Source organism: Nonomuraea sp. NBC_00507 (assembly GCF_036013525.1).
In the GTDB taxonomy this organism is placed as follows: domain Bacteria; phylum Actinomycetota; class Actinomycetes; order Streptosporangiales; family Streptosporangiaceae; genus Nonomuraea.
Window position 1 is genome coordinate 6,899,920 of the sequence record NZ_CP107853.1, and the last position, 24,956, is coordinate 6,924,875.

The window sequence follows — 24,956 nt, forward strand, 5'->3', positions numbered from 1 at the left end:
ATCGGCGTCGCACGCCCAAAACCCTCGTTTCCTAGCCGGGAGTGTTCCGCCACCATGATCATCGCCAATGATATCGAGCTGCGCGCGGGCGCGCGCCTGCTCATTGAGAAAGCCACCTTCCGCGTCAACGCCGGTGACAAGATCGGGCTCGTCGGCCGCAACGGCGCGGGTAAGACGACGCTGACCAAGGTCCTGGCCGGTGAGGCGCTGCCCGCCGCGGGCGCCGTCACCACCAGCGGCAGCGTGGGCTACCTGCCGCAGGACCCGCGCACCGGCGACCTGCAGGTCCTGGCGCGCGACCGCATTCTGTCCGCGCGCGGGCTCGACGAGGTGCTGCGCCAGCTGCGCGAGGCGGAGGTCGGCATGTCCTCTGCCGATGATCGCACGCGCGAGAAGGCGGTCAGGCGGTACGGCCGGCTCGAGGACCAGATGCACGTCCTGGGCGGCTACGCGGCCGAGGCCGAGGCGGCCTCCATCGCCTCCAGCCTCGGGTTGCCGGACCGGGTGCTGACGCAGCCGTTGCAAACGCTTTCCGGCGGTCAGCGCAGACGTGTGGAATTGGCGCGCATTCTTTTCAGCGGGGCGGAGACTCTCCTTCTTGACGAGCCGACAAACCACCTAGATGCGGACTCAATCGGGTGGCTTCGTGATTTTTTGCGATCCCATCAAGGTGGGTTGGTGATCATCAGCCACGACGTCGGCCTTCTTGAAGCGACGGTCAACAAGGTCCTGCACCTGGACGCCAACCGGTCGGCGATCGATCACTACAACGTCGGCTGGACGGCCTATCTGGCCCAGCGCGAGACCGACGAGAAGCGCCGCAAGCGCGAGCGCGCCAACGCCGAGAAACAGGCCGGTGCGCTGCTGGCGCAGGCCGACAAGATGCGCGCCAAGGCCACCAAGGCGAAGGCCGCCCAGGACATGATGCGCCGCGCGCACCGGTTGCTGTCCGGCACCGAGGAGGTGCGCCAGAGCGACAAGGTCGCGCGGCTGCGTTTCCCCGAGCCGCAGCCGTGCGGGCGCACCCCGCTCATGGCCGAGGGCCTGTCCAAGTCCTACGGCTCACTGGAGGTCTTCACCGACGTCGACGTGGCCATCGACCGCGGCCACAGGGTCGTCATCCTCGGGCTCAACGGCGCGGGCAAGACCACGCTGCTGCGCCTGCTCGGCGGCATCGAGGTGCCCGACACCGGCGAGATCCGGCCCGGGCACGGCCTCAAGATCGGTTATTACGCGCAGGAGCACGAAACCCTCGACTCCGGGCGGACGCTGCTGGAGAACATGCGCTCGGCCGGTGGTGAGTTCACCGACACCGAGTTGCGCAAGGTGCTCGGCTCGTTCCTGTTCACCGGCGACGACGTCGACAAGCCCGCCGGCGTCCTGTCGGGCGGCGAGAAGACCCGGCTGGCGCTGGCCATGCTGGTGCTCTCGAGCGCCAACGTCCTCCTTCTCGACGAGCCCACGAACAACCTCGATCCGGTCAGCCGGGAGCAGGTTCTCACCGCTCTGAGGTCGTATTCAGGAGCAATCGTCCTTGTCACACATGACGAGGGTGCCGTTGACGCCCTGTCACCGGATAGAGTGATCTTGCTGCCTGACGGAACTGAAGACGCGTGGAGCGACGAATTTTCCGATCTTGTGGCACTTGCCTGATCTTAATTTGAGTGGGTACGGATCTTTTCCCGTGGAGTAGGTAGCCGATCCCGCTGAAATGACTGATCATGGCGGAGTAACGCTGCGGAAGTCCGGCACTACAGGAGGTACTCGTGGCCGAGACACTGAAGAAGGGCACCCGGGTCACCGGGGCCGACCGGGAAAAACTGGCTGGTGATCTCAAGAAGCGCTATGCCGCGGGCGAGAGCATCCGCGCGCTGGCCGCTTCGACCGGTCGGTCCTACGGGTTCATCCACCGCATCCTAAGCGAGTCCGGTGTGACTCTGCGTGGGCGCGGCGGGGCGACTCGAGGCAAGTCCAAGCGCTGAGGCCGCCTCGGAACGTGCGACCGCAGCCGCCCGTCCCTAGTCAGCCGCCGTCGCGCCCGAGCCCAGAATCATATTCTGTAAGCTCGGGCGCGACGGGCAGCACCGTGGCTGGAGGGAGCGGGCGATGACGGAAGCAGAGGCGCGGCAGCGCGGGGGGTACGCGGAGGACGTCTCAGCCGAGCGATTGGCGGAGATCGGCCTTCGATTCGAGGTGGACGGTGAGATAGCGACGATCACGCTGGACCGGCCGGACAAGCGCAACGCGCAGACGTTCGCGACATGGTCGGCACTGGCTCGCATCGGCGAGAGCCTGCCCGAGCAGGTGCGCGTCGTCGTCGTGAAAGGTGAGGGACCGTCCTTCTCGGCAGGGATCGACCTGCGAATGTTCACACCTGAGGGGGTGCCCGGACAGGGCTCGTTCAGCTCGGCGGTCAAAGTCGGGGACGCCGAGTTCGAGCAGCGCATCAGACAGGCCCAGGCGGGGTTTCTGTGGCTGCGCCGCCCGGAGATCGTCTCCGTCGCCGCAGTGCACGGGCATGCGATCGGGGCGGGGTTTCAACTCGCGCTCGCCTGCGACTTGCGGATTGTGGCCGATGATGTCGCGTTCTGTATGAAAGAGCCCGCACTGGGTCTGGTGCCCGATCTGACGGGGACCAAGCCCCTGGTGGAGCTGGTGGGCCTGGCCAAGGCGATCGACATCTGCCTGACGGCCAGGACCGTGCACGCGGACGAGGCCATGCGGATCGGCCTCGCGGAGAAAGTGGTCGCCGGGGGCGACCTGGCGCAAGCCGTACGAGACAAGGCCGCGGAGCTGCTGTCGACCAATCGGGACGCGGCCGCCGCGACCAAGCGACTCCTCCAGGGGGCGCGATCACGCACCCTGGAGGAGCAGAGTGTGGCCGAGGGCTTGGAGCAGGCGGCCCGCCTCAAAGCCCTCTTCCCCTAACCGGCGCGCCGGCCGCCGCCCACCCTGGACGTGCTTGCCGGCCGGCTCGCCGCCACACACGGCGGGCAGGGTGCCCGGGCGCGGCGAAGGCCGGGAACGCGGGTAGGGTGCGGGGCTGGGCGTTTTCGCGGTGAGCATAGGCGGGAATCGGCGCGTCGCGCGGGGCGCTCTTTGAGGGGGAGGAGGTGGGATCCCCCGGATGGCGATGATGGGTGGAGGCTTCGGGCCTCATGTGATGGCGTCGCTGCGCCGCGACGACTCGGTGACCAAGCAGCGGCTGCGCCCCGGCACGGTCCGGCGCATCGCGCGCTACGCCCGGCCGTACACGAAGCAGATCGCCGCGTTCCTGGCGCTCGTCGTGGCCGGCGCGGTCATCGTGATCGCCAACCCGCTGCTGATGAAGGCGATCATCGACGACGGCATCCTGCCCAGGCAGCCGGGCGTCGTGGTCGGGCTGGCGGTGGCGATCGCCGCGCTGGCGCTCGTGGACGCGGGTCTGACACTGGTGCAGCGATGGTTCTCGGCCCGCATCGGCGAAGGCCTGATCTACGACCTGCGCACCGAGGTGTTCGACCACGTGCAGCGCATGCCGGTGGCGTTCTTCATGCGGGCGCAGACCGGCGCGCTGGTGAGCAGGCTCAACACCGACGTGATCGGTGCCCAGCGCGCGCTGACGAGCACGCTGTCGTCGATCGTCTCCAACGTGGTCAGCCTGGTCCTCGTCCTGGGCGCCATGCTGGTGCTGTCGTGGCAGGTGACGCTGGTCGCGCTGGTCCTGCTGCCGATCTTCATCGTGCCCGCCAAGTTCGTCGGCCGCCGCATGTCGGCGCTGACCCGCGAGCAGATGCAGCTGGACGCCGAGATGAGCTCCGTCACGACCGAGCGGTTCAACGTGGCCGGCGCCATGGTCGCCAAGCTGTACGGCCGCCCCGAGGACGACGCCCAGATCTTCGGCAGCCGGGCGGCCAGGGTGCGCGACGTCGGCGTGACGGTCGGCATGTACGGCACCGTCTTCAGGGTCGCGCTCGGCCTGGTCGCGGCGCTGGCCACGGCCCTGGTGTACGGCATCGGCGGCGTCCTGTCCGTCTCCGGCGTGTTCGAGCTGGGCACCCTGGTGGCCCTGGCCGCGCTCTTGATGCGCCTGTACGGCCCTCTCACGTCGCTGTCCAATGTGCACGTCGACGTGATGACCGCGCTCGTCAGCTTCGACCGCGTCTTCGAGATCCTCGACCTGCGGCCCATGGTGGCGGAGAAGCCGGACGCCGCCCCGGTGCCGGGCGGCCCCGTGACGATCGAGTTCGACGACGTCCGGTTCCGCTACCCGGCCGCCGAGGAGGTCTCGCTGGCCTCGCTGGAGTCGGTGGCCAGGCAGGACACGGGCCCGTCGCATCCGGTGCTGAGGGGCGTGTCGTTCACCGCCCGCCCCGGGCAGCTGATCGCCCTGGTCGGCCACTCCGGCGCGGGCAAGACCACGATCACCTCGCTGGTCTCGCGCCTGTACGACGTCAACGAGGGCGCCGTCCGGATCAACGGCCTCGACGTGCGCGACGCCACGCTCGCCTCGCTCCGCGACACCGTGGGAGTGGTCATGCAGGACGCTCACCTCTACCACGACACGATCGCGGCCAACCTCCGCTATGCCAGGCCGGAGGCGAGTGATGAGGAGATCTGGGAGGCTCTCAGGGCCGCGCAGATCGGCGACCTCATCGAGAGCCTGCCCGACGGACTGGAGACGGTGGTGGGCGACCGCGGCTACCGGCTGTCGGGCGGCGAGAAGCAGCGGCTCGCGCTGGCCAGGCTGCTGCTCAAGGCGCCGCGCGTGGTCGTGCTCGACGAGGCCACCGCGCACCTGGACTCCGAGTCGGAGGCGGCGGTGCAGAAGGCGCTGAAGGCCGCGCTGGAGGGCCGCACGTCGCTCGTCATCGCGCACCGGCTGTCGACGATCAGGGAGGCCGACGAGATCCTCGTCATACACGAGGGCCGTATCGCCGAGCGCGGCCGCCACGAGGAGCTGCTGGCGCGCGGCGGCCTGTACGCCGAGCTCTACCGCACCCAGTTCCGTGCTACTGATAGCCCAGCCGCTTGAGCTCCTCGCGCGCCACCTTCTCCACCAGCGTCAGGTCATCCGGCCGCAGGCGGGTGCGCCAGGAGCCGGCCTTGGCGGCGTGCCCGTACAGCGGGACCTTGGACACCCGCGTCTCCAGGAAGTCCGTCAGCGTGGCCACCGCCTGCGCCGGCTTGAGCACCAGGTCCTCGTAACGCAGCGTGAGCAGCTGCTCGGCGGGCAGTGTCCTGCGCAGCTCGGCGCTCAGCCGCACGGCGCCGCGCCAGCGCAGGGCGCACTTGCCCGCCGCCGGCATGGCCTTCCACCGGTCGAGGTGCTCGTCCTTGTTGACGCCCAGGAACGCGTTGGGAAACTCGGTCTGCTCCGTCAGCATCGCGGGCCGGAACCAGGCCAGGCACGCCGGATCGGCCAGCATGTCGGCCGCGACGTCCCGGCCGTCCCGGATGAGCTGCACGAACCGGGCGTCGGGAAACGCTTGCAGCAGCACCGGGGCGCTGTAGATCAGGTCCGGGCTGCCGTCGCCGAAGCGGGTGATCTCGCCGGTGTCCACGCACGGCCCGGCGCCGGTGACGCCGCCCGCCTGCCTGCACGGCTCGGCGCACTGCCCGCACGAGCCGGGCAGCACCTGCCACGACTCGGCGAGCGCGTCGCGCAGGACGCGTACGGCCCCGGACGTGCGGCCGATGGACGGCCTGCGGGCGAAGGCGTACACCACGTGCGCCACGCTCGCGCGGCCCATCGTCACGTGGCAGCCGGGTGAGCGTTTCAGGGCGCGGGCGAGCAGGTCCGTGCCGGAATGCGGGGCTCCGAGCAGGAAGACGGGCCGGCGGACCTTGATGCCGTTGACCACGAGGATGTGGGGCGGAAGTCGCATACGGAGGTCAAGTGTGACACCGTTTACTTGGTGTATGAGCCATGCTCGTACACCAGGCCGCACGGCACCATGCACCGTGCTCAGTGCCTGCCCGCGACCTGATCACGCCGATGCCGGAGGTGGTCGCGAGGGTCCCATACTCGTCCAGGAGTTGATCGATGCAGCAAGGTGACACCGTCGCGATCGTCTCGCCGTCGGGCCCGCCCGACGCCGTCCTGCTCCAACGCGGCATCGAGCGGCTGGAGGGCCTGGGACTGAAGGTGGTGGCCGGCGCGCACGTCCTCGACCGGCAGGAGCTCGACTACCTGGCGGGCGACGACGCCGCCCGGGCCGCCGACCTGCAGGCCGCCTGGTGCGACCCGGCCGTCTCCGCGGTGTTCTGCTCCCGCGGCGGGTACGGCGCCGGCAGACTGCTCGGCCTGCTCGACTGGGACGCCATGCGGGCCGCGGGACCCAAGGTCCTCCTCGGGTCGAGCGACATCACGGCCCTGCACAACGCCTTCGCCATCGAGCTGGGCGTGCCCACGCTGCACGGCCCGATGGCGGCCTGCGACCTTCTCGCGGGCGAGCGGGGTCCGGAGCCGCGCACGTTGACGAGCCTGCGAGCGGCCCTCTTCGGCGCCCCCGAGCCCGTGCAAGGTGATCGGGTGCTGGCGCCAGGCCGGGCCGAGGGTGTGCTGTCCGGGGGCAACCTGTCGTTGCTGGCGTCCATGTGCGGCACGCGATGGCAGCCGTCGTTCACCGGCAGGATCGCGTTCCTGGAGGACGTGGGGGAGGAGCCCTACCGGATCGACCGCATGCTCACCCAGCTGCTGCAGGCCGGGGTGTTCGACGGGGTGCGGGGGATCGCGCTCGGGTCGTGGGTCGACTGCGCCGACCCGTATCCCGTCCTCCAGGACCGTCTCGGACGGCTCGGAGTGCCTGTCCTGGCGGGGCTTGCGGTGGGACACGGGTCACCTCAGATGAGCGTGTGGCTGGGGAGACTTGGGGTTATCGATACCGAATCGTGCTCGCTAGCTGGCACCCTCAGGGATGGGGAGCAGGCAAGGTAGGAGGGACGAATCCGACAGAAAGGGACACGGCGCGTGAGTTTGTTCAAGCGTGACGGAGCCCGCCGGAGATCGCCGGAGTTCGGTGAGTCCCGAGCTCCGAAGCGCAGGCCCGTCGAGGATGTCGATCTCGACTCCCTGCTCGCGCTCGTCGCCGAATCCCGTGGATTCGCCTGCGAGTTCGCCCGTGACGGCGCCGCTGTGACACTCAGAGGCCCGTTGGCCGGCGACACCCCCCTGGTCGTGCGGCTCACCGGGCTGCGCCGCGAGGCCGGGCGCCGGGCCAGGGAGGACTGGCCCGTGCTGGTTTCCGAGCACCTCGCGCACGCGGTGGCCACCGCCGGCGAGCAGGTCGACGTGTGCGACCTGGAGCAGGCCGGGCCGCTGCTGCGCGTCCGCGTGGAGTCCGTGGACGAGGTGGGCGACCTGACCAAGGTGGTGGGCCGCCACCTCAACGCCGACCTGGTCGAGCTGCTCATCATGGGCTCGCGCCCGGTGCGTCCCGAGGAGGCAGGGTGCTGGCCCGTGCCCACGGCGCACGCGCTCGACCTGGCCGTCAGGAACGTCCGCGAGGACGAGCGGCTGCTTGCGGAGAGCATCGAACTGTCGGGCACGCCGGTGACGCGGCTGACCGCCCGCACGCCCTCCGCCGCCACACATCTGCGCTGGCTGGGCGACTACCTGCAGGTGCCGGGCGACGGCGTACTGGCCGTCCTCCCCGATCCCTACACGCTGCTCGTGCATCCGGTGGACGGCATCGGGGTGGTGCGGGCCATCGAGCGGCTGCGGGTCCACGCGCTGACCACGGACGGGCTCAGCCCTCAGGTCTACTGGTGGCACGAGGGCCGGTTGACGCTCATCAGGGCTGACATCATCGTGCAGCAGGGGCAGACCAGGCTCGTGGTCGCTCCGCCTCCGGAGTTCGCCCAGGTCCTGGCCCGCCTCGCCGTCTGACCCCGGACGCCTACGCGCGTCCCACGTACTCGCGCAGGTGGATCGCGGTCAGCGTGGTGCCGGTGCCGGTGCCGACCAGCTCGGCCGGCGGGCCGGCGAAGACCACCTGGCCGCCGTCGTGACCGGCCCCCGGACCCAGGTCGATGATCCAATCGGCGTGGGCCATCACGGCCTGGTGGTGCTCGATCACGATGACCGTGTTGCCGTCCTCCACCAGCCGGTCCAGCAGGGCCAGCAGCTGGTCCACATCGGCCAGGTGCAGGCCGGTGGTCGGCTCGTCCAGCACGTACGTCGTGCCGTTCCTGGCCATGTTGATCGCCAGCTTGAGCCTCTGCCGCTCGCCGCCGGACAACGTGTTCAGCGGCTGCCCGAGCCCCAGATAGCCGAGGCCGACGGCGGCCAGCCGCTCGAGGATCGTGCTGGACTGCCCGGTGGGGAAGAACTCGCGGGCCTCGGCCACCGACATGCCCAGCACCTCGCTGATGTTCTTGCCGCGCAACGTGTACGTCAGCACCTTGGGCGTGAACCGCTTGCCCTCGCACTCCTCGCACACCGACGCCACCCCGGCCATCATCGCCAGGTCGGTGTAGATCAGGCCGATGCCCTTGCAGGCCGGGCACGCGCCCTCGGAGTTGGCGCTGAACAGGCCCGCCTTGACCCCGTTGGCCTTGGCGAACGCCGCCCGGATCGGGTCGAGCAGCCCGGTGTAGGTGGCCGGGTTGCTCCGGCGCGAGCCGCGGATCGGGGACTGGTCGGCCACGACCACGCCCTCCAGTCCCGCGACGTACCCGTGGATCAGCGAGCTCTTGCCCGACCCGGCCACGCCGGTGACCACGGTGAGCACGCCGAGCGGGATGTCCACGCTCACGTCACGCAGGTTGTGCAGGCTGGCGCCGCGGACGGGCAGGTGGCCGGCGGGCTTGCGGACGTCCTCGCGCAGGCGTACCCGGTGGTCGAGGTAGCGGCCGGTCAGCGTGCCCGAGGCGCGCAGCCCGTCCAGGTCGCCCGCGTAGCACAGCTGCCCGCCGCCCGTGCCCGCGCCGGGGCCGAGGTCGGCCACGTGGTCGGCGATCGCGATCGTCTCCGGCTTGTGCTCGACCACGAGCACCGTGTTGCCCTTGTCGCGCAGCTGGAGCAGCAGGTTGTTCATCCGCTGGATGTCGTGCGGGTGCAGGCCGGCCGTGGGCTCGTCGAAGACGTAGGTGACGTCGGTGAGGCTCGAGTTGAGGTGGCGCACCATCTTCACCCGCTGCGCCTCGCCGCCCGACAAGGTGCCGGACTCCCGGTCCAGGCTCAGGTAGCCGAGACCGATCTCCACCAGCGAGTCCAGAGTCGACAGCAGCCCGTCCAGCACCGGGCCGACCGTCGCGTCGCCGATGTCGCGGACGAAGCCGGCCAGGTCGTTGATCTGCATCGCCGCGCACTCGGCGATGTTCTTGCCGTTGATCTCGGCCGAGCGGGCGGCCTCGTTGAGCCGCGTGCCGGCGCAGGACGGGCAGACGGTGAGCTTGAGCGCCCGGTCGGCGAACGCCCGCGCGGACGGCTGCATGGACTCCCGGTCCTTGCCCAGGTAGGTCCGCTTGACCTTGAGGACGAGCCCCTCGTAGGTGAAGTTGTTCGTGCCGTACTTGAGCTTCGTCGCGGGCTTGTGAAGGAGGTCCTCCCACTGCTCGGGGGCGAAGTCCTTCAGCTTGACGGCGGGGTCGTACAGGCCGGAGCCGGCCATGACCTGCCACTGCCAGCTGTCCACCGGGAACCCGGGGACCTTGATGGCCCCTTCGTTCAGCGACAGCTCCCGGTCGACGAGCGCGTCCACGTCGATCTCCGACGCCTTGCCCAGGCCCTCGCACTGCGGGCACATGCCCTCGGCCTTGTTGAAGCTGAAGTGGTAGGCGGGGCCGACGTACGGCTCGCCGATGCGGCTGAACATGATCCGCAGCATGGTGTGGGCATCGGTGGCGGTGCCCACGGTGGAGCGGGGGTTGGCGCCCATGCGCTCCTGGTCGACGATGATCGCCGCGCTGAGGTTGTGCAGCGCGTCCACGTCGGGGCGCGACAGGCTCGGCATGAACGACTGGACGAACGCGGTGTACGTCTCGTCGATCAGCCGCCGCGACTCGGCGGCGATCGTGTCGAAGACGAGCGAGGACTTGCCGGAGCCGGACACTCCGGTGAAGACGGTGAGGCGCCGCTTGGGGATGTCGAGGGAGACACCCTTGAGGTTGTTCTCCCTGGCGCCGCGGACCTGGATGAGGTCGTGACTGTCGGCGGCCGTGTGATCGCGGTGCAGGACGCTGCTCGCCCGGGGGTTGAAGTCCACGGAACCCTTCCATCGTCGGCTGACTGTTTATGCCGTAAGGGAATAGCCGGGACAGCCTACCTTGAACCGCGCGGTTCGCACGCATCTTCGATTCGTTCAGCTGATCCGCAGTCCTCGTTCCGCTCCCGTACGCCCCGGCGTCCCCCGCATGCCCCATGTTGTGGCGACATGAACAGATGGCATGCGGTGGTGGCCGCGACGACGGTGGGCGCGGCGATCCTGGCCGCGCCCGGTGTGGCCGCGGCCGACCGGGACAAGCGGTTCGACCTGCAGGCGCACCGGGGCGGGCTCGGGCTCGTCGTGGAGAGCTCGCTGCCGGCCTTCGCCAACGCGCTGGAGCTCGGCGTCGGCACGCTGGAGCTGGACGTGCAGATCACCGAGGACGGCGAGGCGGTCGTCACCCACGACCGGAGGATCAGCAACAGGAAGTGCCGCGACACGGCGCCCGCGGTGCCGGGGGACCCCGAGTTCCCCTACGTCGGCAAGTACATCAACACGCTCACCCTGCAGCAGGTCAGGACCATGGACTGCGGGTCGCTGACGCTGGCGGAGTTTCCCGGGCAGCGGGCCGTGCCCGGAGCGCCCATGGCGACCCTGCGTGAGGTGTTCGACCTGGTCAACCGGTATCGGGCCCACGGCGTCACGCTGAACGTCGAGACCAAGGTCGAGGCCGGTGCGCCGCACGAGACCGCGCCGCGCGAGCAGTTCGTGCAGGTGACGGCCGGCGAGATCCGGCGCGCCGGGCTGCTGCGACAGGTCACGATCCAGAGCTTCGACTGGGGCGCGCTCATGCGCATGCGGCAGGTGGAGCCGCGGCTGCCGCTGGTCGCGCTCACCAACCGCGACTTCCTGCAGACCGGCAAGCCGGGAGCCTCGCCGTGGCTGGGCGGCATCGACATCGACGACTTCGGCGGCGACCCGCTCAAGGCGGTCACGTCGTTCGGGGCGGACGCGTTCTCGCCGGTGCACGGGTTCCCGCAGAACGGCAAGGTGACCGACCCGACCTACGTCCCGTACGTCACCAAGGACATGGTCGACCAGGCGCACGCCCTCGGCCTGAAGGTGATCCCGTGGACCATCGACGACGAGCCGACCATGAACAAGCTCATCGACGACGGCGTGGACGGCATCATCACCGACTACCCGGACCGGCTGCGCACGGTCATGGCCGAGCGCGGGTTCAGGCTGCCCCGGCCGTACAAGCTCCATCAGGGCTAGGTTTCCGCGGGCCGAACAGCTCGTGAACGATCGGTGCCCCGCCGCTCGATGATCTCCTGAAAGCGACAATTGAAGCAGTAAAGGGGGATCTAAGGAGCGTCGGTGGAGGCCGTGCTGGAGCTGCTGCGGCGGCTGGTGGAGTTCCTCGGTGGCGTGGGCCCGGTCCTGTTCGGCATCGTGCTTCTGCTGGTGGCGCCGTACGTGGACCGGTTGCTGGTGCGCCGCAAGCGCATCGGCTTCCGCGTCCTGTACAACTCCAAGATCGGACTGGGCCCCGAGCAGCACAACGGCGGGGCCGACCCGGCCGAGCACGGGCCGCCGCAGCTGCGCCAGGTGGCGCGGCTGCTCGACCGGATGAGCATGGTCGTCATCCGCATCCGCAACAGCGGCAGCTACGACATCGACCCCGACGACTTCGAGCGGCCGCTGTCGTTCACGTTCGGCGGGCGGCTGGTGTGGAACGCCAGGGTGTCCGACGCCAGCACGGGCGAGCTGCGCGAGCGGCTACGCGAGGGCCTGGCCTTCTTCCCCGACGAGGGCACGCCCGCCAAGGACGGCCTGGTCACGGTGCGGCAGCGGCTCTCGGACCGGATGGCCCGCTGGCTCGGCGCCTCGTCCCAGGGGCAGCCCCAAGGACAGGATGCCGAGCCGGCGTGGCACGGCGTGCGGCTGGACGGACTGCGGCTCAAACGCGGCGAGAAGGCCAAGCTCGTCGTCGTCCTGCGGGAGGCGAACTCCGGTGACGGTGACCTCACGAAGGTCGTCGGCCACACCGGCAAGCTCAAGGACGCGGGCCTCATCATGGACGAGCGCGAGAACCGCCGGGTCACGCTGCCGCGCGTGACCGTCGCGCTGGTGATCGCGCTGAGCGCCCTGCTCGTACTCAGCCAGCTCTCCACCCCGCGCAACCCCACTGTCGCCTGCGTGCCCGGCAACCTGCGCATCGTGGGGTCGACCGTGTTCATACCGGCGATGCAGGCCGTCGCCGACGAGTACGAGAAGGCGTGCGGCGGCGACAGCGAGATCGCCACCGAGCCCACCGGCTCCATCGAAGGCGTGCGCAGAGTGATGGAGGCCGGCGCGAACGACGGCCTCGTCGCGGTGGCGGACGGCAAGAGCAAGGACCACGACCGGCTGTACGCCGAGAAGCTGGCGATCGTGACCTACCACGTCGCCGTCAACAGCGGCGTGGGACTCAACACGCTCAGCGTCGACGACCTCCGCAAGATCAACAGTGGCACCTACACGAACTGGAACCAGCTCCGCGACGACAAGACGTCCCTGCCCATCCGCATCATCAGCCGCGACCAGGACTCCGGCACCCGGCAGCTGTACGAGCAGCAGGTGCTGCGCACCGGCGAGAACGTGCTCTCCTCCAACGAGTGCCTGGAAAAGGACCGCAACCCCGCCGCGCCCGTCATCCGGTGCGAGCGCCAGGGGAACCCCGACGTCATCCGCAAGATCAGCACGGTTCCCGGGGCGATCGGGTACGCCGACGAGCCGGCCCTCGAGGCGGCGCGCAAGGCCGGCACGATCACGGCGCTGACCCTCGACGGCAAGGCCTTCGACGCCTCGACCGCCGTGCAGGCCGGCTACCCGTTCTGGACGGTCGAGTACGTCTACACCAAGGAGCGGCCCGCTCCCGGCTCCCTGGCGGCCGCGTTCCTGGAGTTCGCGCGCTCGCACGCACTGGCCCAGGTGCGGCTGTCGTCGGCGGGCTTCGACCCGTGCGTGACGAAGGAGGGCCTGGAAGAGGCTTGCGAGCTGCGCTGAGCGGCCTCACGCGGACAGCGGGTTGGCGTGCCGGTGATGCAGGCCGATCACGGGGATCTCGTGCAGGCTGCCCGAGTACAGGAACTGCGTCATCCCGATCAGCAGCCGCCGCACGTCCTCCTGCGGCCGCACGACCAGCCGCAGGAACTGGCTGGTGGTGCCCAGCTTGTTGCCGCACTCGCGGACGTAGACGCCGTGCTCGGTCAGCAGGTGGTCACGCAGCGGCACCCCGTCGTGCCCCGGCGGCAGCTTCACCAGCAGGAAATTGCCCTGCGAGGCGAACACCGACAATCCCGGCATGGTGCTGAGCTGCTGGAACATCGCCCGCCTGTCGCTGGCCAGCCGCTTGAGGCTCTCCTGGTACTCCACGTCGAACTGCTTCATCATGAACACGATGACCTCGGCGAAGGAGTTCAGGTTCCACTTGGGCAGCGCGTCGCGGACCCGGCCGGCCAGCGCCGGGTTGGCGACCATGTAGCCGAAGCGGATGCCGTGCAAGCCGAAGTTCTTGCCCAGGCTGCGCAGCACGATCACGTTCGGCCGCACCGCGGCCTCGGCCGCCACGCCCGGGTACGGCTCGGCGTCCACGAAGTCGCCGAAGGACTCGTCGATGATCACCAGGTCCAGGTCGATGAGCTTGTCCATGAGCCGCACGACCTCGTGTTTGGGCAGGTAGCCCCCGTCCGGGTTGTTGGGGTTGCAGATGACCGCGACGCGGGAGCCGCGCGTGCGGATGAACGAGACGTAGTCGTTCACGTCCAGGGTGAAGTTGCGGCTCTCCAGCAGCGGATACATGTCCACCCGTTTGCCCGTCTCGAGCGGCTGGTCGGTCCAGCGGCCGAAGGTGGGGATCGGCACCGCCAGGCTCTCCCGTACCAGGAGGTGGTCGATCCAGGTGATCAGCTCGGTCGACCCGTTGCCCATGGCGACCGTCTTGGGGTGGAGTCCGAGCGTGGAACAGAGCTCCGCGGTGATCGTGCCCGCGTCGCTCGGATAGAACTTCAGTATCGTCTCCAGATTCCTCCCGAGGTGCTCGAAGATCTCGGGCGTCGGGAAGTACGGGTTGCACGGTATGCAGAAGTCCACTGGGGCGCGCTCTCCGGACGAGCTGCGCATCAGTGTGAAGTACGACGGGCTGTGCGCCTGTGTACGCAAGAGGCTGAGCTCCACGACACCTCCATGGAACACGTGTCCGATGTGTGTAGGTACGCGCCGATGGGTCGACCGGTTCACGGCGGTCTGCACGTGTTCGGTCGGACATTCGGCGAAAAGGGCGACAGAAAATCGAAAACGGCCGGGCGGGAGGCCATTGGCCGGATCGCCCCGCGGGTTCGAGCACGCGCCGGCCCGGCCCGCCGGTTATTCGCCGGTGAAAATCTTCCGCCATTGTTCGGCGGGGAATTTCCGGCCTCCGCCTGGAGGCCGCTCGGCGTCGCCTCTCACGCGTTGTACAGGCAGGACAGGCGGACGACTACGGAAAGTAAACAATCGGTGTCCCGTATGGAGGCATTTGCCGTTGTTGGCGGGCAATCCTCCGCGAGTTGCATTGACGTTAGGTCACCACTCTCCCTTTTTTCTCATGCGAGAATGCATTGACATGGAAAAGTGATCTTGTAAGCATCTGGCGTGGGCGTGCTTTCTGAATTCGCCGCGGGAGAAAGAGGGGCGCGTACATGGCTGCCGAGTGGACCCTGTTGCCCGCCGTGCTCGTCCGCAGCGCCGGGTTCCCCTGGGAGCTCGTCGCCTCGCTGGCCTACCCACGGGCGGCGGAGACCGCCGCGGCGGTCGTACGGCTGGAGCGGCAGGCGCTCGACCTGCTCGCCTGCCCGCAGGCAAGCGGCCGGCTGCCGCGTGGGCTGCGCGGCCGCCTGCGCCGGCTGCGACCCCTGCCACCCGGCACGCCCGGCCCCGCCGACTGGCTGGCGAGCTGGAACCGGGTGACCGGCCTGCTGGAGGACGCGCGTCTCGCGCTGGCCGACATGGTCGCCGCCGACGGCGCGCGGGCCAGGACGGCCACCGCCGCGATCGCCGCCGACGAGCGCTTCCTCGACGCCCTGGTCAGCTCGGCCCCCGCCGCCTACCGCGACCTGCGGCGAGGCCAGGCCGAGACGGCGCGGCAGCTCGCACCGCACCTGCAACGGCTGGCCACCCGGTGCGCCAGGACCGGGTTCTACGCGCCCATCGACTTCGCCCGCATCGAGCCCGGCCGCGACAGCGGCTACACCTGGGCGGGCCACCGCGAATGCGCCCGGCGGATCGCCTACCCCGCCGGCCGCATCGGAGAGGCGCTCCAGCAACGCATCCTCGCCGACCCCGCGCTCGTCGCCGGGCTCGTGCCACGGCGGCGGACAGCGACGGGCCCGGGGACGGGCCCGGGAATGAGCACGGGGCACGACGGCACCGCCCTCGCCGGGCACTGCGACGGCCGCCGCACGCTCGCCGAGATCGCCGCCGACACCGGCACCGGCCTCGAGCGGGCCTCGGCGGCGCTCGCCGTCGCGGTGCGCCGCGGGTTGCTCACCCACGACCTGTGCCCGCCCGCCACCGTCCCCGACCCCCTCGGCTGGCTCCGCGACCGGCTGCCCGGCGAGCAGACCCCCGCCGCGCCGGAGCCGGGACTCGTGGCCGCGCAGGGGGTGCCCGCGCAGCGGCGACGCGCCTTCGCTCGCCCGCGGCCGGCCGCCGGGACCGACCTGCCCGTGAGCCGTCGCGTCAGGGAGATCTCCGACCTGCTCGAGCGTTACCCCAGCGCCTCGCCCGACGTGAAGCTGGCCCTGCAGAGCAGGATCGAGGCCCTCGCCGGCGGCGGCCAGCGGACCGGGCGCGACGAGCACGTCGTCGTGTACGAGGCCGCGGCCGGCACGCTGCACGTCACCATAGGCGACGCCCTCGCCGCCGACCTGCGCGAAGGCGTGCCCGCGGCACTCGGCCCGCTCGCGGAGGAGGCCGAGCAGACCAGGCTCCGCACCAACCGGATGCTCGCCGGGCGGCTCGGCGCGGGCACGTTCGAGCTGGCCGAGGCGCTGCGGGCCGCGGGAAACCTGGAGATCCAGCGCGGCGACCGGATCGCCGGACTCGTCGGCGACGTGGCCCCCGACGCCGTCGCCCTGGACCTCGCCGGGGTGTTGGCGGAGCCGGTCCCGCCGGCCGCGCCGGTGTTGTGCGCGGCCGACGTCATGGTGGCGGCGCCCGCGCTGGAGGCGTACGAGCCGGGCGTGACCCCGCTGGTGCTCGGCGGATTCCACCACGCGCCGCTGCTCACGCCGTGGGAGCTGCGCTTCCACCGGGACGGCCGAGCCCCGGGGAGCTCCGGCGAGCGCCGGAGCGCGGCCGCCATCGCGCGGGCGCTCCGCGGATTCACCGCGCTCAACGTCATCTCGCCCCGCGCCGACGGCCTGCCCTCGCCGGAACTCCCCGGGCCCGTCCTGGAGTCCGGGGGCGCGGCGGCGGACCCGCGGCGGCGCCGCGTCGGCCTCGACGACCTGTACGTGCGCAGCGACGGCCACCGAGCCGTCCTGCACGCCAAGGGCACCGACGAGCCGCTGATGATCCACAACGGCGAACCAGGGCACGCCCTGCACACCGCGTTCGGCCTGCCGAGACTCCAGCCGCCCACCCTGCCGGACCTGCCCCGGACACCCCGCCTGACATGGGGGAATGTCGTCATCTCGCGGCAGCGGTGGCGGCTGGGCAGGATCGCGTTCGACGCGCTCGGCCGGGCCGGGGGCGACCGCGACCTGCTGCTGGCCATGGCCCGCCTGCGCGACCTGCACCACCTGCCCCGCACGTTCTTCGCCGCCGCCTTTGCCCCCGCCTTCGCCGCCGCCGAGCGAAGGCCCGTCTACGTCGACACCCGCGCGCCCGCGCTCATCGAGCAGCTGGCCCGGCTGGCCGGCACGGCCGAACGGCTCACCTTGACCGAGACGCTGCCAGGACCGGAGCAGTGCTGGCTGCGCGACGGCGGACAGCACTTCGCCGCCCGGCTGCGCTGCGTCTACCTGCGGCCGGCGTCGCGTGCGGGGGAGCGCGGCCGGTAAATCGGTTGCCCCGGCATCCGACGGGATGCTGTACTCACTCGCAGCGACAGTCCAGCGATCAAGGAGGCCCGAGATGCGGGAAGCGTTCATGTCCCCCCAGCACCGTGACTCCTTCGACGCAAAGGGCATGACGCTTCTTGAGACGACCGTCCGACCAGGGGATTCCCCCGCATAGCACGTCCGTCCTGCGCCTGCTCCGGCCAGGACCCCGCCCCGCCGCCGCGCTCGCCGCGGCCATCGCCGCCGCCACCGCGCTTCCGCTGGCGGCGCCCCAGATCACTCGCCGCTTCGTCGACGACGCGATCGGCGTGTACGTCGTCCAGCGCGACTAGGGCGGCCATGCGTGCCGTCCGCCTGGGGTCGGTCACGGTTCCTCCTCGATCGGTTGGCCGTCCTCGGAAGCCCTGGAATTGCGCCTGGACCGGACAGGGTAATTCCGAGGACGGCCGGGCCCCTGCTCTCGGAGCCGACCAAGGCCGGAGCAGGGAGTTTTAGGTCTTCTCGGCCTCGCTCCCGCCGTCGCCGTCGGTGTTGGCGAGGACGTCGCGGGCGACGTCGGGGAAACGCTGGATCAGCTCACGCAGCATGGCCTCGTCGTCGGCCTCTGTGGCCGGCTTCGGGGCGGGCTTCCGGCGCTGATTTCGGGGTGGCGCCGGGGCGGGGAAGGGAGTCAGCTGCCCGAGCCGTTTGCGGCTGAGTTGTGCATGGAACGCGGCCTGGCGATTTCGTGTCGTCCACCGCTGCGCCAACCTGACGATCCCGCCTGCGGCGCGCACCTCTTGCTGGAGCAGACGTTCCAACTCCTGCTGGTCCTCACCGTCCTCGACGGCCTCTTTGACGGCGCGCATGATGTCGTCTGGCGTGACCGTCTCCAGACGATCCAGCCACCACGAGCTGTCATAGTCGCCGATCATGCCGGTCCCGCCGTTCCAGTGACCGTGGCCACCTTCGCCAGCCACGCGGCGCACAGGGTGCCGAGCATCTCCTCCGACTCGCCCCACAAGGTGATCGTCCACAGGGCTTTGCCGTCGTCGCCCCGGTCCGGAGTCGGCCAGCAGGTGATGCTGTACTCCGGCGGGTCGGGCACGAGCTGGTTCACCTGCTCGTCGGGGAGCCGGCCCTTCCAGACTGCTGCCCACTGCCGGTGGTACAGGTCGTAGCCAGGCAGTGCCCTGGCGGGCTCGGCGAGCTCAACCCGGTGCTTGGCGAGGATCTCCAGCGTCTGCCCGGCCGTCAGCGCCTGGGCGTCGTTCTCGACCATCTCGGAGTCGCCTGACGAGATGTGCGTGACACGCAGGCCGTAGGAGTCGGCGGCGACCGTACAGCCGGGGACCTCGGGCAGATTGCTCATGTCGTGCCTCCCGTGCGGAACGGCGTCTCGCCAGAGCAGGAGACCCACACCCACTGCGGGCGTTTGAGCGCGGCGGCAGGACACCGACTCCACCGATGCAACTCGTGCCGCCGCTGCCGCGCCGACCCTGGGCGCGGCGGCACGACGGCGGACGCCTGGGGGCTATCGCCACCGTGCCAGTCTGGGGTCGCTGGCTGGTTCATGAGGCTCGCCGCCAGGCGTAGGCGATGCGCACCATCGGCGCTTCAACGCGCTCCAGGGCCTCGAAACTCGGCGCAGTGATGACCGTGCCGCTGGCCTTGTGGACGGCGGTCCACGTCTCGTTCGGCAACTGCTCGACGTCGCGGAATCCGACGATGCGATGTTCGGTCTGCCGGCGCCGAGTCACGGCCGCGCCGCCGGCAGACCTGCTCGTGGCGCTCGCGCGGGGCGAATGCGTGGGGGATGCGGACCCGTGACTGTCCATGTCCCGGACGCTACGACGGCGCTAGGCGCAGCTTGAAGCATTGTGCGCGAAGATGCTCCAGAGCCTCGCTCAACCCTAGAGGGAAGCATCCTGGCGCATCTTGGGCTTTAGTCAGGCGCGAGGACGCGGAGAGCGGACTCGATAAGGTTGCGGGCTTCGGAGCCGTAGACCGCGAGGCCCGCGAGCGTGGCGAACGAGGTGAGGTAGGTGGCGACTTCGGAGGGCTGGCTGATCGTGAGGGCGGCAGTGAGGGTCTCTACCGATACCCACCGGTCATCGAAGATCCAGAATCCATGGACGGGTGCCACCGGGTAGACCTTCTCGAAGGGGATCACGCCGAGGTGGACGGTGCGGAGGGTGGAGGCGATCGCCAGCTTCTCCAGCTGGCCGGCGAGGACATCTGGAGGGCATAGCCGAAGGCGTAGCACCGCTTCGGTCATCACAAAGTGGAACCGTCGCCCAGACGCATACAGGATCTGCTGGCGGGCCATCCGGGCGGCCACGGCCGCCGCGAGATCATCGTGGGCCTCATCCGACGTGATCGCCTCGCGGAGCCGATAAGCCGAGTACTCAGGTGTCTGTAGGAGCCCCGGCACGAAACACGACTCGAAGTTGCGGATCACCTGTGCTTCGGCCTCCGCTTCGGCGAAGGTCTGCTGCTGGGCCACCATTCCGCGGCGGAACATCCGCCGGAATTCGACGTACATGCCCTCAAGCGACCGTAGTGCAGCGATCAGCTCCGGGACTTGCTCGGGTGCGCCGCACGTGGTTGCCCAGGCTTCGATATCGGCGTCGGACGGCGTCTGTTTGCCACTCTCGATCTTGTAGACCTTGGTGCGGTGCCAGCCGTGAGCTTCGGCGAGTTGCTGGCCATTGAGTCGAGCATCTCGTCGAAGCTCACGCAGGCGGAGCCCGAGCGCATCACGGGCTCTCTCGTAGGTGGACATCCTGCTTGGTGTACTCCTGCCACGGGACGGCGTAGTGCTGGGCCACGTCCCGGTAGTAGCAGTGCTTCACGACCACAGCGGGATCGGTGACGAGGTCGGCGCCGAGGAGGACGTCGTCGTCGCCGAATCTCAGGATGAGCAGCGTAGTGGAGTCGATCAGCCAGAAGTCATGGCCCGGCAGGTCGAGCTCTGCCGCCCGATGGCGAGGCAGATAGCGGATATCCTCCCCGGCCTCGACGTTGTAACGGGCGAGAGCGAGGCCGAAGCGGGTGTAGTCGCTGTGCGGCTTGCTGACCACGCGGACCCGTTCCATGCGCTGCCCGTCGGCGATCCGCGGGGTGAGCATCTCGATCCAGTCGTCCATGTACGACTCGTCGAGCCCTCCGCCGGTCAGAAACCGGCGGAGGATCGGGGCCTCGTCGGCCTCGTTGTAGGCCTCGCGGGTCTCCAGCCGGAACGCGGTGTGGCGGAAGGCGAGGACGAGGCCGGCGAAGTCCTGCCCGGCGGGGACGAACCTCACTCGCCCTCCGGGGCCGGAGCGAAGCGGAGCAGGTTCGCGGGGATCTCAACGACGAGCTCATCGTCGCGAAGATCCACGACATCGGCGAGCGCCTCGGGGTCGTGGACCTTCTTGCCCTGGACGACGATCGTGCCGCGGTCGGTCTTGTACAGGGCAGGGCAGCCTGTCTTACCTGAGGACGTGCCGAGGAGCCTGAGCCTCATGGTCATCCGCCTTCGTAGGGGAGCGGGTATCGCCTTCGATGCTCGGCGATGCGGTGATGTGCGTCAAGATGCACTGCTCTTGGATGCATGCTCAGCTGGCCCGCCGATCCGGCACCCCGGCGGCCTCCAGGCGCTGACGGCGCCGCGTTCCTCGTCCCCGGCCGCGCTGCCTACGCGGGCCAGGTTCCGCGCTGTTCTCCGAGACCCTGCGCGAGAACCTGCTCCTCGGCCGGCCCGCCACCGACGATGAGATCGGCCGCGCGCTGGAGCTGGCGGCGTTCGAGGCGGACCTGGCCGAGATGCCGGACGGCCTGGACACGGTCGTCGGCCCGCGCGGCGTGCGACTGTCCGGCGGCCAGGTCCAGCGGGCCACCGCCGCCCGGGCGCTGGTGCGTACGCCGGAGCTGCTGGTCGTGGACGATCTGTCGTCTGCCCTGGACGTCGAGACCGAGCGCCTGCTGTGGGACCGGATCGCCGGCCGCGGGCCGGAGACCGTCCTGGTGGTGTCTACCGGCAGGCCGCACTCGAACGCGCCGACCAGATCATCGTCCTCGACCGCGGCCGCGTCGCGGGGCGCGGTCCCCTCGACGAGCTGCTGGAGCATTGCCCGGAGATGCGCCGCCTGTGGAGCGCCGAGCGCATCACGGAAGCCGAGGAAGGATCGGGCGACTGAGTCCCTTACCCGTCCGTCTTGCCGACGGCCGCCAGGACCTGGTCGAGCTTGGTGTCGAGCGACTGCAGCTTGGCGTCAACCGACTCGAACCTGGCGTTGACCGATCGGAACTCGGTGTCAACCGACCCGAACCGTTTCTCCATAAGCTCAGTCAGCCGCCGCTCGAGGTCGTTCAGATCCTCCTTCGTCGCGAGGGTGGAGCGACCGGCAATGATCTCCCCGAACACCGGCTCGGGGTAGGCCAGGACCTCCTGACGGATCACTGCGGGAAGCGTCTCCACAGCCGCCTTGATGTCCGCCACGTCGGCGCCAGTGCGGAAGGCCCAGGCCTCCAGGCGCTGGACGCGGTCGGCGATGTGGGCTTGGTGCTGTTGAGCGGCCATGCCGTCATGTTAGAAGGCTCACGGGATGAGAGGGGGCCGAAGCCGCACGATCTGTGGATAGGCCGGAGGCCGCTCTGGCGGCAAACGAGACCCCACCGACATTACGGTCGAGTCCTCAGGTGATGGGCCGCGGACGCTTCAGTCAGCCCTGGCGCGAGGCGACTGGTGACTGAGTCGGGCACCATGGACATGTGACTCCAAGCACGACGAAGTCCCCACTCGCGGACCAGGTGGAGGCGGCCGAGTCCAGCGATCCGCGTCAGGCGGCCGACATCGCCTTGCTGGCCGAGCTGGCCGAGCTGGTCGGACAGGGAGGCGTGGCGGTGCTGAGCGGGGCGGGCATCTCGACCGAGTCGGGCATCCCCGACTACCGAGGCCCGACAGGCCGGGCCCGTCGCGCCGAGCCGATGACGTACCAGCGTTTCGTCGGCAGCGCGGAGGCCCGCCGCCGCTACTGGGCGCGCAGCCACGTCGGCTGGCGCCAGATCGGCCAGGCCCGGCCCAACGCCGGCCACCGCGCCGTGGCCGCGCTGGAGCGCCACGGCCTGCTGTCCGGCATCATCACCCAGAACGTGGACAGCCTCCACCAGGCCGCGGGATCCCGCCGCGTGATCGAGCTGCACGGCGGCCTCGACCGCGTCGTCTGCCTGTCATGTCAGGAGCGCACCTCGCGCTCGGACCTGGACCACCGCCTACGTGAGGCCAACCCGCACTGGCACGCGATCGGCCACCAGATCAACCCCGACGGCGACGCCGTGCTCACCGACGAACAGGTCGAGGGCTTCCAGGTGGTGGACTGCACCGGCTGCGGCGGCCTCCTCAAACCAGACGTGATCTTCTTCGGCGAGAACGTGCCCCGGGCCCGCGTGGACGAATGCTTCGGGATGGTGGCACGGGCCCGAGCGTTGCTCGTGCTCGGATCCTCACTGGCGATCAAATCAGGCCTGCGATTCGTCACCAAGGCCGCGGCGCTCGGCCTCCCCATCGCCATCGTCAACCAGGGCCCGACCGGCGGCGACGCCGACGCCACGCTCACCTTGGACGCCCCGCTCGGCGCCACCCTGACCGACCTGGCCACCCAGCTCGGGGCACAATAGCTCGCATGCCTCCTCGATCATGCCTGTGCGGCCTGCCCGCCTCCTACCAGGACTGCTGCGGCAAACTCCACCGCGGCGAGGCAGTCGCCACCACCGCCGAGCAACTCATGCGCTCTCGGTTCACCGCGTTCGGCGTCGGGGACGCGGCCTACCTCCTGCGCACCTGGCACCCGTCCTCCCGCCCCGCCCGGCTGGATCTGGACAAGCGGGTCCGCTGGATACGCCTGGAGATCCTGGAGACCACCGGCGGCAGCGTCGTCCACACCGAAGGCACGGTCCGCTTCCGCGCCCACTTTGTCGACCGCGGCAAGCCAGGGGAGATGGAGGAACACAGCCGCTTCGTCCGCCTCGACGGCCGCTGGGTCTACGCTGGCGCCGTATAGACCCTTGAAGTGAACGAGTACCGGCTTGATCGTGCGAAATGGACACCGTCCGGCACCGAACTCATCGCAAGCCTGCGCCAGGTGCCCAGCACGCCAGCCGGAACTGCCGTCCCGCCGACACTATTCTGAACGGTCCTCAAGCGAAGCCAAGGTACTAGGCACCGCTGCGAGAAGGACCAGGCCGTGCAGCTAAACATACAACTATTGACGTTTAAGGATTCTCGAGTGTTATCAATCCGCCGCGGTTGCCGTCGGGCCCATGCGATCAACGGAAGCAGGCGAACCCTCGGGTTCCTCTGTGTCTCGCTCTTACTGGGAGCCTCTGGCTGTGGGGTCCTGTGCGGACATCAGGCCCCCGCCGTTGCCGGGCACGGCGGCAAGATCCGCGTCATCCGAGGGTAGTGATACCCCTCCTTCAACTCCGCGAACCGAGTTGAAAAACACTCAGTCTGTGCCGAGCTTCTTAAGCTGTGTGTAGAGCGCTGCTGGAACATCTGCTTGAACGTAACGATTGTCAACCTTGCAGGCGGCGCCGAAGGCAGTGACCGCGGCGGGTGGACCTTGCCTGTAGTGGAAGATCACTGAGATGTATGGCCCACTGCATTGATGGTCCACTGGCTGGAGGGGTAGCTTGTTGAGAGTTTTTGCAGTCTTGATGGCGACCCTGCGGCCATGCGTCTTGTGCTCAGCGTTCTTCCTGATGCTGCAGACTGTCACCTCTATGGGGTCGTCCGGAATGAGGTGCTTGTCCTGGCCGCGCCGACCAGTGCCAATATCGCACGGGTCTCGAGGAGTGAGTCTCGCCCACTGCCCAGTGTCGTACGCGTGTTTGACAGCATCCCCGATATAAGCGGTTGTGTGGATGCGTCCGTTCGTTGTATTTGTGCACCCACTGATGCCATACGCCGTGCCGACCCAGGAAACGCGTCCGTCTTGATATGACAACTTGATGAGGTAACTCTGCGTAAGAGTGGCAAGCAGGGGGCATGCCTCGCGACGTGGCGCCGTTGGTAGATGGTTGAGATCGGCCGTCATAGTAGCCAAACCGGTCTGGAGGGTACGCGCCTTGCCTTGATGAGCACCATGGACGTCGTATAGGCAGATTTCGGCGCGTGGTGGCTGTCCCGGTACCAGTGTTGATGCGGTGCTTTCGGGCGTTGGGACCCAACCGCCGACGTCGTGAGCGCCCCACCGAGGTGGGCAGGTGGTCTGATGGACCGGCGCCGCAGCGAGGCTGGGGGCGGTGCCGTGACCGTTGGCACATCCTGCGAGAAGCAGCAATATGAGTACGGTGGACCGGCCTCGTCGGATGGTCAGCATATCTGGTCGGACGTCTCCGGAACGTTTTCGGTTGCAAGGGCCCAGCCTGCTTTGCCGGCGGCTGGGCCCAGAACGGTACCAGTTACCCTGTGCTAGGTGACGGCACGAGATTGAGGCTCGAGAAGCCGGATGCGGCCCTGATGCGACGCCACCCCATGAAGGCCAAGGTCTCCCTGACGCCATCGCCGTCACGATCTATGATGGCATTCTGGATGCCGATGGCGGAAACTTGATTGATGTCGCTGCCGTTCAGCATGAAGGCTGGACAGCCGCCGTCTCTTCCCTTCTGGACAGAACTCCCGCCTGAATCCTTCCCTCAGCGGCAAGCTGGGAGAGACAGCACCCAAGGCCAACCCGACGGTCCGCGATCTCCTGAAATTACAGCCGGGCAATCC

The 24,956-nt window shown here is 69.3% G+C and carries 23 protein-coding genes; 13 read left to right on the plus strand and 10 right to left on the minus strand.

Annotated elements, in window-relative coordinates; translation table 11 throughout:
* The first annotated feature begins 54 nt into the window (after positions 1 to 54).
* From OHA25_RS33280 to OHA25_RS33295, 4 genes are all read left to right on the plus strand, one after another.
* Positions 55 to 1,653: an ABC-F family ATP-binding cassette domain-containing protein gene (locus tag OHA25_RS33280; protein WP_327580877.1), complete on the plus strand. Its 1,599-nt coding sequence runs from the start codon at positions 55 to 57 to the stop codon at positions 1,651 to 1,653.
* 113 nt (positions 1,654 to 1,766) lie between these two features.
* The gene (locus OHA25_RS33285; protein WP_020547488.1) at positions 1,767 to 1,982 is read left to right on the plus strand and encodes a helix-turn-helix domain-containing protein; all 216 of its coding nucleotides are present in this window, start codon (positions 1,767 to 1,769) and stop codon (positions 1,980 to 1,982) included.
* A gap of 124 nt (positions 1,983 to 2,106) precedes the next feature.
* On the plus strand, positions 2,107 to 2,928 hold the full coding sequence (locus tag OHA25_RS33290) for an enoyl-CoA hydratase/isomerase family protein (RefSeq protein WP_327580878.1): 822 nt from the start codon (positions 2,107 to 2,109) through the stop codon (positions 2,926 to 2,928).
* 199 nt (positions 2,929 to 3,127) lie between these two features.
* Entirely contained in the window at positions 3,128 to 5,014 is a 1,887-nt protein-coding gene (locus tag OHA25_RS33295) for an ABC transporter ATP-binding protein (protein ID WP_327580879.1), read from the plus strand.
* Here OHA25_RS33295 and OHA25_RS33300 read toward each other — a convergent pair.
* Positions 4,992 to 5,867 (minus strand): sulfotransferase family protein, encoded by an 876-nt coding sequence (locus OHA25_RS33300; protein WP_327580880.1) that lies wholly within the window; start codon positions 5,865 to 5,867, stop codon positions 4,992 to 4,994. The two genes, OHA25_RS33295 and OHA25_RS33300, sit on opposite strands and share 23 nt — an antisense overlap.
* Before the next feature lie 158 nt (positions 5,868 to 6,025).
* Between OHA25_RS33300 and OHA25_RS33305 the strand changes: the two genes are divergently transcribed.
* Positions 6,026 to 6,919, plus strand: coding sequence for a S66 peptidase family protein (locus OHA25_RS33305; protein WP_327580881.1), 894 nt, complete (start codon positions 6,026 to 6,028; stop codon positions 6,917 to 6,919).
* A 33-nt stretch (positions 6,920 to 6,952) separates the two neighbouring features.
* Positions 6,953 to 7,870 carry a hypothetical protein gene (locus tag OHA25_RS33310; RefSeq protein WP_327580882.1) on the plus strand — a complete coding sequence of 306 codons (918 nt, stop codon included), beginning with the start codon at positions 6,953 to 6,955 and terminating at the stop codon, positions 7,868 to 7,870.
* Between the two features lie 10 nt (positions 7,871 to 7,880).
* Here OHA25_RS33310 and OHA25_RS33315 read toward each other — a convergent pair whose 3' ends face one another.
* The gene (locus OHA25_RS33315) at positions 7,881 to 10,190 is read right to left on the minus strand and encodes an excinuclease ABC subunit UvrA (RefSeq protein WP_327580883.1); all 2,310 of its coding nucleotides are present in this window, start codon (positions 10,188 to 10,190) and stop codon (positions 7,881 to 7,883) included.
* 168 nt (positions 10,191 to 10,358) lie between these two features.
* On the opposite strand from OHA25_RS33315, the gene OHA25_RS33320 reads away from it, so the two are divergent.
* Positions 10,359 to 11,408 carry a glycerophosphodiester phosphodiesterase family protein gene (locus OHA25_RS33320; RefSeq protein WP_327580884.1) on the plus strand — a complete coding sequence of 350 codons (1,050 nt, stop codon included), beginning with the start codon at positions 10,359 to 10,361 and terminating at the stop codon, positions 11,406 to 11,408.
* A gap of 102 nt (positions 11,409 to 11,510) precedes the next feature.
* Positions 11,511 to 13,181 carry a PstS family phosphate ABC transporter substrate-binding protein gene (locus tag OHA25_RS33325; protein WP_327580885.1) on the plus strand — a complete coding sequence of 557 codons (1,671 nt, stop codon included), beginning with the start codon at positions 11,511 to 11,513 and terminating at the stop codon, positions 13,179 to 13,181.
* Positions 13,182 to 13,187: 6 nt separating this feature from the next.
* Here OHA25_RS33325 and OHA25_RS33330 read toward each other — a convergent pair whose 3' ends face one another.
* Complete coding sequence (locus tag OHA25_RS33330) at positions 13,188 to 14,351, minus strand: pyridoxal phosphate-dependent aminotransferase (RefSeq protein WP_305921350.1); 1,164 nt, start codon at positions 14,349 to 14,351, stop codon at positions 13,188 to 13,190.
* A gap of 503 nt (positions 14,352 to 14,854) precedes the next feature.
* Here OHA25_RS33330 and OHA25_RS33335 point away from each other — a divergent pair.
* Together OHA25_RS33335 and OHA25_RS33340 are read left to right on the plus strand one after the other, a co-directional pair.
* On the plus strand, positions 14,855 to 17,218 hold the full coding sequence (locus tag OHA25_RS33335) for a hypothetical protein (protein WP_327580886.1): 2,364 nt from the start codon (positions 14,855 to 14,857) through the stop codon (positions 17,216 to 17,218).
* Between the two features lie 137 nt (positions 17,219 to 17,355).
* On the plus strand, positions 17,356 to 17,550 hold the full coding sequence (locus OHA25_RS33340; protein ID WP_327580887.1) for a hypothetical protein: 195 nt from the start codon (positions 17,356 to 17,358) through the stop codon (positions 17,548 to 17,550).
* Between the two features lie 159 nt (positions 17,551 to 17,709).
* On the opposite strand, the gene OHA25_RS33345 is transcribed toward OHA25_RS33340, so the two are convergent.
* From OHA25_RS33345 to OHA25_RS33370, 6 genes are all read right to left on the minus strand, one after another.
* On the minus strand, positions 17,710 to 18,132 hold the full coding sequence (locus tag OHA25_RS33345; protein WP_327580888.1) for a hypothetical protein: 423 nt from the start codon (positions 18,130 to 18,132) through the stop codon (positions 17,710 to 17,712).
* A complete protein-coding gene (locus OHA25_RS33350) occupies positions 18,129 to 18,569 on the minus strand; it encodes a hypothetical protein (RefSeq protein WP_327580889.1) in 441 nt (146 codons plus the stop codon). The genes OHA25_RS33345 and OHA25_RS33350 overlap by 4 nt, the downstream gene beginning before the upstream one ends.
* A gap of 199 nt (positions 18,570 to 18,768) precedes the next feature.
* Positions 18,769 to 19,035, minus strand: coding sequence for a hypothetical protein (locus OHA25_RS33355; RefSeq protein ID WP_327580890.1), 267 nt, complete (start codon positions 19,033 to 19,035; stop codon positions 18,769 to 18,771).
* Between the two features lie 107 nt (positions 19,036 to 19,142).
* A complete protein-coding gene (locus OHA25_RS33360) occupies positions 19,143 to 19,982 on the minus strand; it encodes a helix-turn-helix domain-containing protein (protein ID WP_327580891.1) in 840 nt (279 codons plus the stop codon).
* Complete coding sequence (locus OHA25_RS33365) at positions 19,957 to 20,502, minus strand: DUF6879 family protein (protein ID WP_327580892.1); 546 nt, start codon at positions 20,500 to 20,502, stop codon at positions 19,957 to 19,959. Before OHA25_RS33365 ends, OHA25_RS33360 begins: the two co-directional genes overlap by 26 nt.
* On the minus strand, positions 20,499 to 20,705 hold the full coding sequence (locus OHA25_RS33370; RefSeq protein WP_327580893.1) for a hypothetical protein: 207 nt from the start codon (positions 20,703 to 20,705) through the stop codon (positions 20,499 to 20,501). The genes OHA25_RS33365 and OHA25_RS33370 overlap by 4 nt, the downstream gene beginning before the upstream one ends.
* 460 nt (positions 20,706 to 21,165) lie before the next feature.
* Here OHA25_RS33370 and OHA25_RS33375 point away from each other — a divergent pair, with 460 nt between their 5' ends.
* On the plus strand, positions 21,166 to 21,378 hold the full coding sequence (locus OHA25_RS33375) for a hypothetical protein (RefSeq protein ID WP_327580894.1): 213 nt from the start codon (positions 21,166 to 21,168) through the stop codon (positions 21,376 to 21,378).
* Positions 21,379 to 21,383: 5 nt separating this feature from the next.
* On the opposite strand, the gene OHA25_RS33380 is transcribed toward OHA25_RS33375, so the two are convergent.
* The gene (locus OHA25_RS33380; RefSeq protein WP_327580895.1) at positions 21,384 to 21,761 is read right to left on the minus strand and encodes a hypothetical protein; all 378 of its coding nucleotides are present in this window, start codon (positions 21,759 to 21,761) and stop codon (positions 21,384 to 21,386) included.
* 191 nt (positions 21,762 to 21,952) lie between these two features.
* On the opposite strand from OHA25_RS33380, the gene OHA25_RS33385 reads away from it, so the two are divergent.
* Together OHA25_RS33385 and OHA25_RS33390 are read left to right on the plus strand one after the other, a co-directional pair.
* Positions 21,953 to 22,858 carry an NAD-dependent protein deacetylase gene (locus tag OHA25_RS33385; protein ID WP_327580896.1) on the plus strand — a complete coding sequence of 302 codons (906 nt, stop codon included), beginning with the start codon at positions 21,953 to 21,955 and terminating at the stop codon, positions 22,856 to 22,858.
* A 5-nt stretch (positions 22,859 to 22,863) separates the two neighbouring features.
* Positions 22,864 to 23,241: a YchJ family protein gene (locus OHA25_RS33390; RefSeq protein ID WP_327580897.1), complete on the plus strand. Its 378-nt coding sequence runs from the start codon at positions 22,864 to 22,866 to the stop codon at positions 23,239 to 23,241.
* Positions 23,242 to 24,956: the final 1,715 nt, after the last annotated feature.

Coding starts and splice junctions, on each gene's coding strand:
- OHA25_RS33280 (WP_327580877.1), top strand. CDS start 55: ATGATCATCGCCAATGATATCGAGCTGCGCGCGGGCGCGCGCCTGCTC.
- OHA25_RS33290 (WP_327580878.1), top strand. CDS start 2,107: ATGACGGAAGCAGAGGCGCGGCAGCGCGGGGGGTACGCGGAGGACGTC.
- OHA25_RS33295 (WP_327580879.1), top strand. CDS start 3,128: ATGGCGATGATGGGTGGAGGCTTCGGGCCTCATGTGATGGCGTCGCTG.
- OHA25_RS33300 (WP_327580880.1), bottom strand. CDS start 5,867: ATGCGACTTCCGCCCCACATCCTCGTGGTCAACGGCATCAAGGTCCGC.
- OHA25_RS33305 (WP_327580881.1), top strand. CDS start 6,026: ATGCAGCAAGGTGACACCGTCGCGATCGTCTCGCCGTCGGGCCCGCCC.
- OHA25_RS33320 (WP_327580884.1), top strand. CDS start 10,359: ATGAACAGATGGCATGCGGTGGTGGCCGCGACGACGGTGGGCGCGGCG.
- OHA25_RS33335 (WP_327580886.1), top strand. CDS start 14,855: ATGGCTGCCGAGTGGACCCTGTTGCCCGCCGTGCTCGTCCGCAGCGCC.
- OHA25_RS33345 (WP_327580888.1), bottom strand. CDS start 18,132: ATGATCGGCGACTATGACAGCTCGTGGTGGCTGGATCGTCTGGAGACG.
- OHA25_RS33350 (WP_327580889.1), bottom strand. CDS start 18,569: ATGAGCAATCTGCCCGAGGTCCCCGGCTGTACGGTCGCCGCCGACTCC.
- OHA25_RS33355 (WP_327580890.1), bottom strand. CDS start 19,035: ATGGACAGTCACGGGTCCGCATCCCCCACGCATTCGCCCCGCGCGAGC.
- OHA25_RS33360 (WP_327580891.1), bottom strand. CDS start 19,982: ATGTCCACCTACGAGAGAGCCCGTGATGCGCTCGGGCTCCGCCTGCGT.
- OHA25_RS33370 (WP_327580893.1), bottom strand. CDS start 20,705: ATGAGGCTCAGGCTCCTCGGCACGTCCTCAGGTAAGACAGGCTGCCCT.
- OHA25_RS33380 (WP_327580895.1), bottom strand. CDS start 21,761: ATGGCCGCTCAACAGCACCAAGCCCACATCGCCGACCGCGTCCAGCGC.
- OHA25_RS33390 (WP_327580897.1), top strand. CDS start 22,864: ATGCCTCCTCGATCATGCCTGTGCGGCCTGCCCGCCTCCTACCAGGAC.